The organism is Thiobacter subterraneus (assembly GCF_055379455.1).
In genome coordinates, this window is sequence record NZ_AP042402.1 from 301,740 (window position 1) to 316,541 (window position 14,802).

Annotated in this window: 14 protein-coding genes and 1 pseudogene; 3 read left to right on the forward strand and 12 right to left on the reverse strand. The window is 65.3% G+C overall.

The window, feature by feature from the left end; all coding sequences use genetic code 11:
• Positions 1 to 41 precede the first annotated feature (41 nt).
• From ACZ42P_RS01650 to prmB, 3 genes are read left to right on the forward strand one after another with little or no spacing between them, the layout of a single operon-like run.
• Positions 42 to 389 carry an ArsC family reductase gene (locus tag ACZ42P_RS01650; protein ID WP_464898369.1) on the forward strand — a complete coding sequence of 116 codons (348 nt, stop codon included), beginning with the start codon at positions 42 to 44 and terminating at the stop codon, positions 387 to 389.
• Positions 386 to 1,519, forward strand: a complete 1,134-nt coding sequence (dapE, locus tag ACZ42P_RS01655; protein ID WP_464898370.1) for a succinyl-diaminopimelate desuccinylase — start codon at positions 386 to 388, stop codon at positions 1,517 to 1,519. The genes ACZ42P_RS01650 and dapE overlap by 4 nt, the downstream gene beginning before the upstream one ends.
• Positions 1,510 to 2,427, forward strand: a complete 918-nt coding sequence (gene prmB, locus ACZ42P_RS01660) for a 50S ribosomal protein L3 N(5)-glutamine methyltransferase (RefSeq protein WP_464898371.1) — start codon at positions 1,510 to 1,512, stop codon at positions 2,425 to 2,427. Before dapE ends, prmB begins: the two co-directional genes overlap by 10 nt.
• 134 nt (positions 2,428 to 2,561) lie before the next feature.
• Here prmB and ACZ42P_RS01665 read toward each other — a convergent pair whose 3' ends face one another.
• The 12 genes and pseudogenes from ACZ42P_RS01665 to ACZ42P_RS01720 form a co-directional block, all read right to left on the reverse strand.
• The gene (locus ACZ42P_RS01665) at positions 2,562 to 3,080 is read right to left on the reverse strand and encodes a DUF302 domain-containing protein (RefSeq protein WP_464898372.1); all 519 of its coding nucleotides are present in this window, start codon (positions 3,078 to 3,080) and stop codon (positions 2,562 to 2,564) included.
• Positions 3,081 to 3,205: 125 nt separating this feature from the next.
• A pseudogene (rluB, locus tag ACZ42P_RS01670) lies at positions 3,206 to 3,964 on the reverse strand (23S rRNA pseudouridine(2605) synthase RluB); the annotation flags it as partial.
• A gap of 1 nt (position 3,965) precedes the next feature.
• Positions 3,966 to 4,721: an SMC-Scp complex subunit ScpB gene (gene scpB / locus ACZ42P_RS01675; protein WP_464898373.1), complete on the reverse strand. Its 756-nt coding sequence runs from the start codon at positions 4,719 to 4,721 to the stop codon at positions 3,966 to 3,968.
• Entirely contained in the window at positions 4,696 to 5,538 is an 843-nt protein-coding gene (locus tag ACZ42P_RS01680; protein WP_464898374.1) for a segregation and condensation protein A, read from the reverse strand. The genes scpB and ACZ42P_RS01680 overlap by 26 nt, the downstream gene beginning before the upstream one ends.
• Before the next feature lie 340 nt (positions 5,539 to 5,878).
• Positions 5,879 to 6,574, reverse strand: a complete 696-nt coding sequence (locus ACZ42P_RS01685) for a hypothetical protein (RefSeq protein ID WP_464898375.1) — start codon at positions 6,572 to 6,574, stop codon at positions 5,879 to 5,881.
• Between the two features lie 43 nt (positions 6,575 to 6,617).
• Positions 6,618 to 7,346 (reverse strand): hypothetical protein, encoded by a 729-nt coding sequence (locus tag ACZ42P_RS01690; RefSeq protein WP_464898376.1) that lies wholly within the window; start codon positions 7,344 to 7,346, stop codon positions 6,618 to 6,620.
• Positions 7,347 to 7,389: 43 nt separating this feature from the next.
• Positions 7,390 to 8,082 carry a hypothetical protein gene (locus ACZ42P_RS01695; RefSeq protein ID WP_464898377.1) on the reverse strand — a complete coding sequence of 231 codons (693 nt, stop codon included), beginning with the start codon at positions 8,080 to 8,082 and terminating at the stop codon, positions 7,390 to 7,392.
• A 1-nt stretch (position 8,083) separates the two neighbouring features.
• Positions 8,084 to 9,415, reverse strand: coding sequence for a LysM peptidoglycan-binding domain-containing protein (locus tag ACZ42P_RS01700; protein ID WP_464898378.1), 1,332 nt, complete (start codon positions 9,413 to 9,415; stop codon positions 8,084 to 8,086).
• Positions 9,412 to 12,063 (reverse strand): type VI secretion system Vgr family protein, encoded by a 2,652-nt coding sequence (locus ACZ42P_RS01705; protein ID WP_464898379.1) that lies wholly within the window; start codon positions 12,061 to 12,063, stop codon positions 9,412 to 9,414. Before ACZ42P_RS01705 ends, ACZ42P_RS01700 begins: the two co-directional genes overlap by 4 nt.
• 88 nt (positions 12,064 to 12,151) lie before the next feature.
• Complete coding sequence (locus ACZ42P_RS01710; protein WP_464898380.1) at positions 12,152 to 13,420, reverse strand: T6SS immunity protein Tli4 family protein; 1,269 nt, start codon at positions 13,418 to 13,420, stop codon at positions 12,152 to 12,154.
• A gap of 34 nt (positions 13,421 to 13,454) precedes the next feature.
• On the reverse strand, positions 13,455 to 13,877 hold the full coding sequence (locus ACZ42P_RS01715) for a hypothetical protein (protein WP_464898381.1): 423 nt from the start codon (positions 13,875 to 13,877) through the stop codon (positions 13,455 to 13,457).
• The gene (locus tag ACZ42P_RS01720; RefSeq protein ID WP_464898382.1) at positions 13,874 to 14,584 is read right to left on the reverse strand and encodes a DUF3304 domain-containing protein; all 711 of its coding nucleotides are present in this window, start codon (positions 14,582 to 14,584) and stop codon (positions 13,874 to 13,876) included. The genes ACZ42P_RS01715 and ACZ42P_RS01720 overlap by 4 nt, the downstream gene beginning before the upstream one ends.
• Positions 14,585 to 14,802 lie beyond the last annotated feature (218 nt).

Genomic DNA, 14,802 nt, shown 5'->3' on the forward strand with positions numbered 1-14,802 from the left:
CCCCTGGATCAGCGCCCGCAATCCCCAGGAGTTTTTCCGTCATGAAACTGTATGGCATTCCCAACTGCGACACGGTGAAAAAGGCCCGCGCCTGGCTGGAGGCCCACGGCGTTCCCTACGAGTTCCACGACTGGAAGAAAAACGGTGTGGATGCCGAGCTGCTTGCGCGCTGGATGGACGCCGTGGGCTGGGAGCAGGTGGTGAACCGCAACGGCATCACCTGGCGCAAACTGCCGGAAGAGGAAAAGGCCCGGGTCAGGGACAAGGCTTCCGCCATCGCCTTCCTCCAGGAAAAACCCAGCGCCATCCGCCGCCCTGCGTTCGAATATCAGGGCAAGCTGGTGATTGGCTTCGATCCCGACACCTACGCCCAGGTGTTCGGCAAATGACCTCTCCCACCCAGGCGCTGGCGGAGGCCCTGATCCGCCGTCCGTCGGTCACGCCGGACGATGCAGGCTGTCAGGATTTGCTGGCCGAGCGCCTCGCCCCTCTGGGCTTTAACATCGAGCGCCTGCGTTTCGGACAGGTGGAGAATCTCTGGGCGCGGCGCGGAGACAGCCGTCCGGTCCTGTGCTTCGCCGGCCATACCGATGTCGTGCCGCCGGGGCCGCGCGAAGCGTGGCGCAGCGATCCCTTCACCCCCACCGTGCACGAAGGTCGCCTGTATGGCCGCGGCGCGGCGGACATGAAGACGTCTCTCGCCGCCTTCGTCACTGCCATCGAACGCTTTCTGGAGGTGCACCCGGATCACGCCGGTTCCATCGCCCTGCTCATCACCTCGGACGAGGAAGGCCCGGCGGTGGATGGCACGCTGAAGGTGGTGGAAACACTCGCGGCCCGCAACGAGACCCTCGATTACTGCGTGGTGGGGGAACCCACGGCGGTGAACCGCACCGGCGACATGATCAAGAACGGCCGCCGCGGCTCCCTCTCCGGTCGGCTGGTGGTGAAAGGCGTGCAGGGCCACGTGGCCTATCCCCAGCTGGCGAAGAATCCCATTCATCTCGTCGCTCCCGCCATCGCCGAACTGGCGGCCACGGAGTGGGACCGGGGCAACGAATACTTCCCGCCCACCACATTCCAGATTTCCAACATCCACGGCGGCACGGGTGCCACCAACGTGATTCCCGGCAGTGTGGAGATCCTGTTCAACTTCCGTTTTTCCACCGCCAGCACCGTGGAGAGCCTGCAGCAGCGCGTCCAGGCCATTCTCGACCGCCACGGGCTGGAGTACGAACTGGTGTGGGAGTGTTCGGGGGAGCCCTTTCTCACGCCCCGGGGCGAGCTGGTGGCGGCGGCGACGGAGGCCATCCGCGCGGTGACGGGACTGGAGCCGGAACTGTCCACCACCGGCGGCACCTCCGATGGCCGTTTCATCGCCCGCATCTGTCCCCAGGTGGTGGAGGTGGGACCGCCCAACGCCACCATTCACAAGGTGGATGAATGCGTGGCGCTGGCGGACATCGAGCCGCTCAGTGCCATCTACACGGGCATTCTGGAGCGTTTGCTGTGCCGGTGAAGGCGCTGTTTGCCCAGGCACGCAGGCAGCTCGTCACCGTGCGCGACCTGCTGCGCTTCGCGGTGAGCCGGTTCAACGAGGCCGGGCTGTTTTTCGGCCATGGCACCAGCAACGCCCACGACGAAGCGGCCTATCTCATCCTGCACACTCTGCACCTGCCGCTGGACCAGCTCGAGCCCTACCTGGACGCACGCCTGCTGCCCGCCGAGGTCGAGGCCGTGCTGCGCATCGTCGAGCAGCGTATCACCACCCGCAAGCCGGCCGCCTATCTCACCCACGAGGCGTGGCTTGGGCCCTACCGGTTCTACGTGGACGAACGGGTGATCGTGCCCCGGTCCTTCATCGCCGAGCTGCTGCAGGAAGGCCTGGCGCCCTGGGTGGACGATCCGGCGTCGGTGGAATCGGCACTGGATCTGTGCACCGGCTCCGGCTGCCTGGCCATCCTGTTGGCGGAAGCCTTTCCCCAGGCCAGGGTGGATGCGGCGGACGTTTCGCCGGAGGCGCTGGAAGTGGCGGAACGCAACGTCACCGACTACGGTCTGGATCAGCGCGTGACCCTGATCCGGTCGGATCTGTTCAAGAGCCTCAAAGGACGGCGCTACGACGTGATCGTCAGCAATCCGCCCTACGTGGATGCCGCCGCCATGCGGGCGCTGCCTGCGGAATACCGGGCAGAACCCCGCCTGGCCCTGGCCAGCGGCGAGGACGGCCTGGACCACGTCCGCGTGATCCTCAAGCAGGCTTTCCAGCACCTCAACCCGGGGGGACTGTTGATCGTCGAGGTGGGCCACAACCGGGCGCGGCTGGAACAGGCCTTTCCCAATCTGCCATTCACCTGGCTCGAGGCCGGCGGCAGTGACGAGTACGTCTTTCTGCTTACCCGCGAGCAGTTGCGGGCACACCATTGAGCATTGCGTAAACGCCTGCCCCGACCTCTCCCTGCCCCACCAAGAGGGAAACAGCCGCGGGATCACAAGGCGGCAGCCCGTGTGGCGGCCGGGATGGCGAAGAGCCGGCAGCCATTTCCGCAAAGCTCGGGCAATCAGAGCTCACCGTTGGCGCCGGCGCGCATGATGCTCTCCAGCATGTCGCGCACCTCGATGGCCTTGGCCTTGAGTTCCGGCTTCAGGTTGGCGGCATTGATGAGCATGTTGAGATCCATCATCACCAGCCAGCCCTGCCCCTTCTCGTCCTCCACCAGGGCGATGCGGCAGGGCAGATAGGCTGCGAAGTCGAGGCTGTAGTCCAGCATCTGGCGCGCCGTCATGGCGTCGCAGAACTGGAAGATGGTCGCGTGACGCGAGGGCTTGCCGGTAATCGCCTCCACCTGCTTGGACAGGGGCAGCTCGGCCACCAGCTTCATGTTGAGCGCATTGGCCCGCAGCTTGAGGGACTGTTCCGCATCCTCCAGCGACACGCCCTTGGCCAGGGGCATCTTCACCACCGTTTCCGAAATCGATCCCAGACGCGGCGGCTGCCCCTTGCGAACCCCCTGGGCGGCATGGACGGCCGAGCAGGCCATCAGGCTCACTACGACGATCAGAACGGACAATGGGCGCATAAGACCTCCGATACAGTCGATGACACCACGCGCCAGACCCGGCGCCATTCCACTAGCATAGCGAATGTTTCCGGTGCCAGCGAGGATCAGTGCCCCGGACCTTTCTTGCCGGACACCCGGCCCGTGCGCCGGCGGGCTCCTGCCCCCCGCGATGCACCACCCAGCCCGACTTCCGCGAGCAGGGCGGACACCTCGTCCCGCGTAAGTTCCACGAAACGGCCGCGCCTGAGACGGGGCGGCAGACGCAGGCTGCCATAGCGGACGCGGATCAGACGGGAAACCAGGAGCCCCACCGCCTCGAACATGCGCCGCACCTCGCGGTTGCGTCCCTCGCGGAGCACCACGTGATACCAGTGGTTGGCCCCTTCGCCGCCCCGGTCTTCGATGCTCTCGAAGCGGGCCGGCGTGCCGTCGATGTCCACCCCCTCGCGCAACCGCTGGGCCTGCTCGGGAGTGAGCCGGCCCATGACGCGCACGGCATATTCCCGTTCCACCTCGTAGCGGGGATGCATCAGCCGGTTGGCAAGCTCGCCCGAGGTGGTGAACAGCAAGAGACCGCTGCTGTTGAAATCCAACCGGCCCACCGCGAGCCACTTGGCGGTGCGCATGGGCGGCAGATGGCGGAACACGCTGGGACGGCCCTGGGGATCGGAGCGGCTGACGATTTCCCCTTCCGGTTTGTTGTAGAGCAGCACCCGCGGCACGCGCCTGGATTCGAGCTGCAGGCGCACCGGTTTGCCGTCCACGAAGATGCGGTCGCGCGGCCCCACGCTCTGGCCGAGCACCGCCGGCTTGCCGTTGACCTGCACGCGCCCGGCGCGGATCCACGCCTCCATTTCCCGCCGCGAGCCGAGACCCGCCGCCGCCAGCACCTTCTGCAGGCGTTCAGACATCGGTACCCGCCGTCTCAGCGCCGCGTACGCCCAGATCCTCGATCACCGCTTCGATGGTCTCGCCCTCCCGCGCCGGGAAGGCTTCCTCACCCTCGATACTCTCGCGCCGCACCGGCTCGCCGTCCACCGCCGCCGTGGTGGATGCGGGCGCCTCCTGCGCAGGCGGCTGCGCATCGTCTTCATCCCCCGGCACCAGATCCGGCATGAGCAACTGTTCGTTGACCACGAACTGATCCAGCGAAGGCAGTTCCTGGAGGGAACGCAGATTGAGATCGTCCAGGAACTGCTTGGTGGTGGCATAGAGCGCGGGCCGGCCGGGCACGTCGCGGTGCCCCACCTGATCGATCCAGCCGCGCGCCTCGAGGGTTTTCAGGATGTGGGGTGAAACCGCCACCCCGCGGATGGCCTCGATGTCGCCCCGCGTGACCGGCTGGCGATAGGCGATGATGGCCAGGGTCTCCAGCACAGCGCGGGAATACTTGGGCGGCTTCTCCGGGTTCAGGCGGTCGAGATAGACCTGGTACTCGGGCTTGCTCTGGAAACGCCAGCCGCTGGCCACCTGGACCAGCTCCACGCCCTTGTCCGACCAGTCGGCACGAATCTCGTCCAGCACCTTGCGCAGGTTGTCGTGATCGATTTCCGCGTCGAACAGTTTGGCGAGCTGCTGCAGCGAAAGGGGCTCATGACTGGTAAGAAGCGCCACCTCCAGCACCCGCTTGACTTCATTCAGGTTCAGGTTCTCGTTCATCCGGATCGGCTTCGGCCAGTTTGACGTAGATGGGGGCATACACTTCGGCCTGGGTGATCTGGATCATGCGCTGTTTCGCCAGTTCCAGAATGGCCAGGAAAGTCACCACCAGTTCGGGCACGCCGGCGGCGGGATCGAACAGCTCGCTGAATTCCCTGTAGCCCTCGACGGACAGCACACGCAGCACCCGGCTCATGTGCTCCCTCACCGAGAGCTCCTCGCGTGTGATGCGGTGATGCACGTTGCGCCGCGCACGCGCGACGATGGCCTCCCAGGCGGCGGCGAGATCGGCCACGCTCACCTGGGGCAGACGCTCCGCCGCCACCTTTTCCATGTAAACGTGGACCAGATGCAAATCCCGGCCCACCTGGGGCAGCTCCTCCAGTTGGCGCGCGGCAAACTTCATCTGCTCGTATTCCAGCAGCCGCCGCACCAGTTCCGCGCGCGGATCTTCGGCCGGCTCCTCGCCCTCCTCGCGCGGCGGCCGCGGCAGCAGCATGCGCGACTTGATCTCGGTGAGCATGGCCGCCATCACCAGATACTCGGCTGCCAGCTCCAGCTGTCTGGCGCGGATGCGCTCCACGTACTCGATGTACTGGCGGCACAACTCGGCCATGGGAATGTCCAGGATGTCCAGGTTGTGCTTGCGGATCAGGTAGAGCAGCAGATCGAGGGGGCCCTCGAAGGCTTCGAGGATCACCTCCAGCGCGTCGGGCGGGATGTACAGGTCCGGCGGCAGCTCCACCAGCGGCTCGCCATAGACCCGGGCGCGGGCTTCGATGGGCGCAGACGCTGGCGCGGCGGTGGCTTCGGTCATGATCCGGCGATTTTACCGGATCGGGCCCGCCCCGCCCAATCCGAAGGAAGGCGCGCGCCTTCAGCTTCCGGTGTCGGGCCGGCCTGCCCCGTAGGCCCCAGGACCCGGCGCCACCGACGGGGATGTTGGGCCGGCCCCTCGTGACAGCGGCAAAGGCGGCATTGCGTTCTGGAGGGCAGACAATGTCGCCCTTAAGCCACCCGTGTCGAAGGCAGACGCCAAGGCACGGGCGTTACGCGCCGAGGTCTTGTTTAGGCGTCCTGACCCGGCCGGCTCCCTCACACAGCGCCGCCCCGGACCGGCAAGAGACCGCCGAGTCACCGCAGATGCTTCGCCTTGCTCAGCGCGCCGGCTGTCCCGTCGCCACACAGCGGGCCAGCGCCTTCTGCGCCAGGGGCGTTCGGCTGAATGAGTTGGGGTTACCCAGACAACTGTCGTCCTGCCGCAAAACGAGCTTCCCGTCCCGCTCCTCGAAACGCACCAGCACGGTCATCTCCCGATCCTTGGCCGATGGCCGACTCGCCGGCAAGTAGCCCACACCCATCACGACGCCCGGAATGCCCGATCCGGCGGCATCGAGCCCCCAGGCCTTGTAACACCATGTGTCATGGTTTGCCTCCGGAAGATCGATGGTGAGGGAGGCCAACTTCCTCAGCCCCTCATCGAAAACATAAAGAGCGCAGATGCTCCCGCCCGGAAGACGACGGCTGTCGCGGCGCTCTTCGAGCGCCGCCTGGTACTCCCTGTATTGGGCCGCCACCGCATAGGCCACGTTCCAGGCGTAGTAGTGCTTGCCGTTCCAGAGGATGTGATAGGCGCCCCCCACATGCGGTGGGGGGGGCTCCATCCCGTCGTTATCCTGGGCGATCTCGCGTTTGAGTATCTTTTCCCATTTCACGAAGAACGGATGGACGGTGCGGTTCCATGGCTCTACGGGATGGCCGTTGAAACGATTGTCCACGATGAACTCCGCCCGGCTGGGCGAAAGGCTCAGCAGACACACCAGGCCAAGCAGAATGGTGAATGGATTTCTCACAAGCTTCCTCCGTAAAAAATGCCTATCCGGTCACCCACGGCATCTAGCGTGGCATCGCCTCACAGCGCGCCAGCACCTGGCGCGCCACCGGAATCTCGCCGACCCGGTTGGGATTGCCCAGACAACTGTCGTCCTGCCACAAAATCAGCTTACCGTCCCGCTCCTCGAAGCGAATCAACACCGACATGTAACGCCAGCCCTTGCCAATGTCCTCTATCCGCTTGGCCGGCGGCTTGTCGGTGAGGTAATAGCTCAAACTCACCAGCACACCCTCGATGCCCCCACCGGCTGAACCAATGCCATTAATCCCATTGCACCAGGTGTGATGGTCCGCCTCCGGCAGATCGATCCTGAGCGCCGCCAAAGGGTTCAGATCCCGGTCGAATACATACAGCGCACAAATGCCGCCACCGGGGATCGCCCTCGCGGATTCCCCGGGCCTCCGATTCCGGAGAATTTGCTCTGCGGACAAATAGCTTACCGCCCAGGCATAGTAATCCCGGCCATTCCAGCGGATATGGCCCCTATGAAGGGTAGCAAAACCATAACTATCATCTTCGACCCCTTTGTTGTCCCGGGTGATCTCCCGCACCAGGATCTTGTGCCATCTGTCGAGGAACGACTTGGTAAACAGATCGCTTTCCTCTGGGGTCAGTCGCTCGATATCCGCGGGCGCGCCGTTGTAACGCTTGTCCACGATGAACTCCGCCCGGCTGGGCGAAAGGCTCAGCAGACACACCAGGCCAAGCAGAATGGTGAATGGATTTCTCACAAGCTTCCTCCGTAAAAAATGCCTATCCGGTCACCCACGGCATCTAGCGTGGCATCGCCTCACAGCGCGCCAGCACCTGGCGCGCCACCGGAATCTCGCCGACCCGGTTGGGATTGCCCAGACAACTGTCGTCCTGCCACAAAACCAGCTTACCGTCCCGCTCCTCGAAGCGAATCAACACTGACATGTAACGCCAGCCCTTGCCAATGTCCTCTATCCGCTTGGCCGGTGGCTTGTCGGTAAGGTAATAGCTCAAACTCACCAGCACACCCTCGATGCCCCCACCGGCTGAACCAATGCCATTAATCCCATTGCACCAGGTGTGATGGTCCGCCTCCGGCAGATCGATCCTGAGTGCCGCCAAAGGGTTCAGATCCCGGTCGAATACATACAGCGCACAAATGCCGCCACCGGGGATCGCTGGAGTTGCACCAGGCCTCTTGTACAATGCAAGCTGCTCTGCGGACTGATAAAACACCGCCCAGGCATAGTAATCCCGGCCATTCCAGCGGATATGCATCGTATGAACGTCTCCAATGAATCCATCCTGCTCGACCCCACTGTTGTCCCGGGTGATCTCCCTTCGTATGATCTTGTGCCATCTGTTCCAGAATGGCTTGATGAACAGATCACTCTCCTCCGGGGTCAGTCGCTTGATATCCGCGGGCGCACCGTTGAAACGATTGTCCCCAATGAACTCCGCCCGGCTGGGCAGCGGGGTCAGCAGAAATGCCATGCTAAGCAGAATTGCGATTGAGTTTTTCATAAGCCTCTTTGAGTTTGACATCGTATTGATTCGTCCGGTATTCCTTTCCATTGTAGTAATAGGCGATCCGCACCCAGTCCTTTGCCTTCACCGCTTCCCACAAGGGTTTTTTGTTCCGGATGAAGTAAGCCAGCAGCTCCACCTGCCCGGCTTCGTTTCGGCACATCTTCGCAACGAAATCATCCAACTTGTCCGTTGCGCAGAGCTCATAGTTGAATCCCATGATCTGAAACTTGCCCCAGGAAGTCGCCTGGATGGCCGCCACCTCCGTTCCGTCCTTCAACGACCAGGCCTTCACCAGGCGCATGTAGGCCTGGTGCTCATCGTACAGATCCTCCGGATCCACACGTTTGTCATGGAGGGAGGCATTGGGACTTCCCACCGGAGCTTGGCTCCTGCTCAGGTAGCGCGTTGGCCATGAAATATCCGGGTTCGTCTGGTCGTATTTCCTGGCCGTCAGTCGGCTGAAGTGATGCCGCTCGAAGTTGATCTTCGGTGCGTGGACCTTGTGGCCCGCCTGATCGTTGACGACCCAGAAGGCCGAATTCCCACCCGATTCCACGATGGCGAAGGCCTTGAGTACATTCACCTCACACTCCACGATCTCGGCGAAGTTTTCCCACTGGGCTTCAGTGATAGGCTCGCCGTCATAGGCCGCCATGAAGTTCAGCAGCTTTTGCGGCAGCACGACGCCGATTTCCATGACGGATTCGCCATGCTGGCCTTTCCTGGTGTTCGTTCGGACGGCGGGGTTGTTTTTGGTCGGCTCGCCCTTGGGCGCCGCAGGCCGCTGCGGTATCTTCGACGCGCCCCCGGCAGCCGGTGCCGGAGGCTGCGTGAAGGGCGCGCCCGGCGGATGGGGTTCCAGCTTGCCGCTGAAACAAATCGCGGGACTGCGCAGGCTGATGAGCTTGAATCCCACCCCCGACACCGTGCGCACGAGACAGCGCCAGGCATCCGATACAACATCCCGGACCCATACCTCGACGGAGGATGTCCCGTCCTGCGTCACGATCTTGCCGCTTAGGCCATTGGATCCGGTGCGTCCCTCCTCGGTCTTGCCGTCGTAAACCAGACGGTAAGGCAGGTTGGCAATGGGATGGTGCAGCGCATCCAGGAACAGGGCCTGCACCCCAAAGGCCCGCTCCTCAGTGAGGTAGAGCACCTGCCCCACCTGCAGCCGGTCCGGGTTTTCGAGACCGTTGAGCCGCACCAGCTCCGGCACGCTCCTGCCGGTGGCGCGGGCGATGGCAGTGAGGGTATCCCCCGCCTTCACCCGGTAGATGCCGCTCGATGCCTTCATGCGTCCTCTCCGGAATCGTCCAGTGGCTCCTCGATTTCTTCCGTCACCCGCCAGTCGTCATGGAGCATGGCCACGTAGCGCACCACATCGCCGCTGTCGGACACCACGGCGCGTGTGAACGGCTGCTCCTCCCGGGCTGTCAGGACACCCAGCACCGCCTCGCCCTTTTGCACCACACTCTCCCACGCCCGGGCGCAAGGCAGCCACGCCAGCGGGAAAGACGTCCAGTCCAGGCGCTGGCTGAACGCCCCCTGGAAGCTTTCCGGCACATCCAGGGGCGGCAGGTTCACCCCCGCAGGTCCCGTCATGGGATGCCGGGCCGCATGGCGCGTATGAGCTCCCAGGGTGCGGGAGCTGATTCGTCCCTCGCCCATGTCGTAGGCCGCGCCCTCGGCCACCAGCCGTACCCGCGGCGCCTGCAGGCGCACACCGTCGAGCCCCGTGATCACGATGCGGCGGGCGGCGAGGATCTCCACATCATCCCCCTGCGCCTCGATGCGGAGCTTGCCGGCGGCGGCGACGAGGGTGAGGCCCAGGCGCCGGGCGAAGAGGGAGATGGCCTCTTTGGCCCGCACGGCCAGGCGCCGGCCCAGGCTCAGGTTGGCATCCTGCTGGGCGACGAGGTCCAGCTGACCCGCCGCCAGGTTCATGTCCGCCGGTGTAGCCAGGGCCATGCCCCCGGGGCTGCTCGCCGCGATCAGCGGCTGACCCCCGCCCTGGCCTTCGGGGGCGGTGTTGGAGCCCCCCTCCCACTGGCGCAGGGCGTCGTGGAGGCGGTCCTGCAGGCTGGTGTCGGTCTCCCCGGCCCGGTGGACCTGGGCCTCGCGGGCGAGCGCCCGGGTGAGCGCCGCGGCGGCCTCGAATTCGGCCAGGAGTCCCGCCCGGGCGAGCTGAGGCCCCTGGCCCCGGGGCTGGGCCTCGGTGGACAGCAGCAGCCCCCGCCCGGCCCGGAGGGCGCCACTGGCATCGGTGCGCAGCTCGAAGCCCTCGCCCCGGGGAGTGCCTTCTCCCTCCCGCCGGGGGTGGATGAGCCAGCCCTGTTCCAGACTGGTGGCCCCATGGTCGGTGGCCAGCCGCACCCGCAGCTGGCCGGTGGTGTCGTCGAAGAGGAGTTCACTGGCCCCGCCGCCCCGGTATTCCCGGCTCACCATGCCCGAGAGGGTCTTGTGGGCAGGCAGACTGCCCTGGTGGCTGAAACGGGGCGGGGGCTGGCGGCCGTTGTGCAGCACCCCCACCACCACCGGCCGGTCGATGTCGCCTTCCAGGAAGTCCACCAGCACTTCCTGCCCCACCCGGGGCAGGCTCTGCCAGCCATAGCCGGCCCCGGCCGCGGGGGTGGCCACCCGCACCCAGGTGGAGGCGGTCTCGTCGCGCAGGCCATGGCCGTCTTCGGGCCGCTGCCAGTGGAAGCAGATGCGCACCCGGCCCAGGGCATCGGTGTAGATCTCCTCCCCCGGCGGGCCCACCACGGTGGCGGTCTGGGGCCCCCGGCTGGTGGGCTTGGCGTGGGACGGCCCATACTCGGGCACCGCCGCCGTGCCCGCAGGCAGACAGCTGGCCTGCAGGTCATACAGGGGGGTGTCCTCGGCCGTGAGGTTGTTGCGGGCGGCAATCTTCAGCGCCGTGACCAGGAAGCGGCCCGCCTGGACGGGGTGGTCCAGCAGATCGAAGTGCACGCCCACCCCCAGGGCGCGCACGTGGCCGCGGGCGGTAAAGCGCCGGGCGGCGGCCTCACGCGCGGCCTGGCGCAGCCGGGCATAGCGGGCAAGCTCGGCGGCATCGCCATAGTAGAGGGTCTGGGGGTCGTAGGCTTCCAGGTGGGCTTCGATGGGCCGCGCCCGCAGGCTGTCCGCCTCACCCTGGAGGCGGGCCACCTGTTTGTATTCGAAACTCGCCAGGCGACTGGTGCCGCTTTGTACGCGCTGGTCCTCCCAAAAGCCGGTGAGGCCGTCTTCGGTCTCGGCGGCATCCTGGCGGTGAAAGCGCACACCCCCCAGGTGGGGCAGCACCGCCTCGTCGTCGAACAGAATGAGGGTGTGGCGGGGAATCTCGCCGGTGGTGTCGAAACGGTAGGTGGTGCGGATGCCTTCTTCCCGCAGCAGGCGGTCGAGGAAGGCCAGGTCGCTTTCCCGGTACTGGAGGCAATAGGAGCGCCGGGGGTAGGAGCCGGTGAGTCGGTCTTCCAGGGTGAAACAGGCACCGATCAGGGGCTGGGCCCGGTGTTCGGCCAGCACCGCCGCGACGATCTCGGGCACGCTGCGGTCCTGGAACACCCGGCTGCCCCAGCGCTGGCCGGTAAGCGCCAGGGCAGGCTCCACCACCAGACGGTAGCGCCCGAAGCCGCCGTCACTGCCCAGCCGGCCGGCTTCGGTGATGAGGCCGCACAGGGGGCGGTGGCGGCCGTCGGGCAGCAGGATGTCCACCCCCAGGGCCTGGCCCAGCCAGGCTTCGGTCTCAAGCCCCGCATCGGGGCTGAGGCAATGGAGCTCATAGCGATAGCCCCGGTTGAAGGCTTCAAAGCCTGCCAGCCGCTCGATGACAAGCCCACCCGGGGCGATGCCCATCCCCGGGCCGCAACGCAGGCCGAGCAGCCGGCCGTGATCGAGGAAAGGACTGGCAAAGTCCGCAAGCAGGGAGGAGAGATCCATGGGCGCCTCGTTCGAGGCGGCCATTGTCTATGACAGCGGGTTATGATGCAAGCATGATGATTGCGGCTGGCGCCTGGCCATTCCAGGCTCAGCCTTGCGGGGGATCGTCGCCGTAGTCCACCAGCTGCCAGGTGACCTCGACGGGGGTGTCTTCCATGCCGCCCAATAGTCCCCTGAGCCCTGGCGCGGGGCGGCTGGCCAGGCCATAGGGCATGGGGGCGCCGCGGGGGATGAAGCGGCGGCGGGGGGTGAGGCTGACGTCTTCGTTCAGACACTGCCACAGGCCGCTTTCGGGGCAGAGGGCGCGGCTGGTGACCCGGGTGCCCAGGGGCAGGCGCGGCGGGGTGGCGGCCGCGCCCTTGCCGGGCCCCGTGGGCCGCAGGCGGATGGAATTGACGATGGCGTCGAACAGGCGGATGGCCTGCTCGTCGGTGAGGGAGGGGGGGACATGACGGGCCCATTTGTCCACCTTGCGCGCATCGCCGGTGGCGAATTCCAAATGGATCTGGGGCCGCCAGATGGAGCGGGGCTCACCCAGCGCCTCCCAGACGAAGTGATGGGTGGAGTAACCCTGCCCCGTGGGCAGGGTTTCGAGCACCTCCTGTCCGGCAAATGGTCCCACCATCCGCTCTCCCTTGCGCAGCATGCCGATGTGGCTGGCGGCCCAGGCCAGGGCGGCAGGAAAGGGCTTGCTGATGCGGGACAGCAGCGGGGGATCCAGCTTTTCCCCATTGGTGCGTGCATACACGGTGATCAGCACATCTGGCCAGCGGGGGATGCGGAAGCTGATGCCTGCCCGCTCGTAGTGGAACTCATCGCCGGCATCGGCGATGAAGCCCTCCTCGAGGCAGAAGCCCGGCTCGGTGGGGATTTCCTCCGGCAGGCGGTAGCGCAGCTTGGGGAGGAGTTTGGTTTCCAGGCGGGTTATGACCGGGGTCATTTTGGATTCGTCAAATGCCGTCTCCGACATGGAATACAACATGCCCTTGTCCAGGCGGTAGGCTTCGAAACCGAAGGTGGTGAGCTTGATGACCCATTTGGACAGCTTGAACACTTGCGCATGGGGAAAGGGGCGGCGGGATTCGACTAGGCTAAATTCTTCTTCGTGCTTGCCCGCCCGAAGCTTGGCCTCCCGCTCGGCCATGCGCTGCTCGAACAGGGCGGGGCCACCGCCCAGCCGCTCGCTTCGGATCTCTCCGAACATGTACTCGTAGCTTTGGCCGCTCACCACGGCCTCCTGGGGCACGTCGATGAGAAAGCGCCCAAAACAGACGGTGCGCATGCCGGTCATGTCATCAGCGCCCCAGGCGAGGGGGCCGAGGAGGCAGAGGACGAGCCAGCAGAGCCATCGGGACATGGGAAGCGCTCCTTCTTCGATTGGGGCAGTTCAGTCACGGGTGTGCCCTGCGCCACCAGGCGGGCGATGCAGTAGCAGACGTCGTTCCACAGCCCAGGCAAAGAACATAGACGCGGAAGAAGTTGGGATAGCGCGCCTCGTCGGGCCAGCGGATGTCAAACCGCAGCAGTTCCCGCGGCGCAATGGTCTGGCCCGGATAGGCATCGAACAGCCGGGCCACATTGCTGTGGCTGCGATCCTGCCTCTCCTCGCTCACCGCATAGTTGTTGCGCGTGCCGTCGAAGAAAAACCCCAAAAACAGATTCTCCGTGCAGGATTCCCGAAAATCACACACAGGCGGGTGCTCCCGGAGTTCGAAGGCGGCTAAATCCTCACGGTCTTTTTTGGTAAAGAACACTTCCATCACGCTCGGATCCGCCGCGCTGAAGGGCATGGGCTTCGCCAGTGTCGCTCTCATGGCCGCTTCTCCTCCAGTTGCTTGATCCACTGCCGGGTCCGCTCGGCTGCCTTGGCAAAGCGTTGTTTGCGCCACTCGGCAAACGCCGGGTCATCGGGCCCGCTGAACCCTCGAACCGATTCCGGTTCCCACTTTTGGTAATGTTCCCAAGACTCCTGGATCTCCTCTGCTGTGCCCCCCTTGGCTGCGCTTTCGAAATCCGCCAGATCCCGTTTCAGCCGGTCCATCTCCTGCTGCCACAGCTTGCGCCTGTAGGCGAGGCTGGGCTGGGGCCAGTGCTTGAGCCGTCCCGGCCAGTCCACATGCCCCGGGTCCACATCACTCACCACCACCTCCACATCATCACCCCCGTAAAACACCGCCCACAGCATCCCCACCCGGCCCCCCGCATAAGGCGGCAGCTCAAACTCCCGCTCCGTGTCGGGCACATTTTCCGAGCCGTAGTACCAGTAGTACCGCAGCCGCACCTTGATCCCCGGCCGCCACTGCCTGGGCAGCTTGTAGCAGCACATGGTCCCACCCGCTTCATAGGGCGCCAGCCCCGGTCCCCCTGCCGGGATTTTGGTTTCCGGGTGGATGAACAGAAACGATCCCAGCTCCTGCTCCGTGTAGTTGATCGCCGACACCGGCACCGCCACCTCGTCATCGGGCACGGAACAGCCCGCCAAGCACCCCAGCACCACCCCCACCACCCAGACGCGTGTCATAGGCTTGCTCCTTTTCCGGTAAGACGCGTCAGCACCGCCTCCACCCGCCCCCGCCGCCCGGCCGGGGGCACGCAAGCCGAGCAGCCGGCCGTGATCGAGGAAAGGACTGGCAAAGTCCGCAAGCAGGGGGGAGAGGTCCATGGGCGCCTCGTTCGAGGCGGCCATTGTCTATGCATCGGGTTATGATGCAAGCATGATGATTGCAGCTGGCGCCTGGC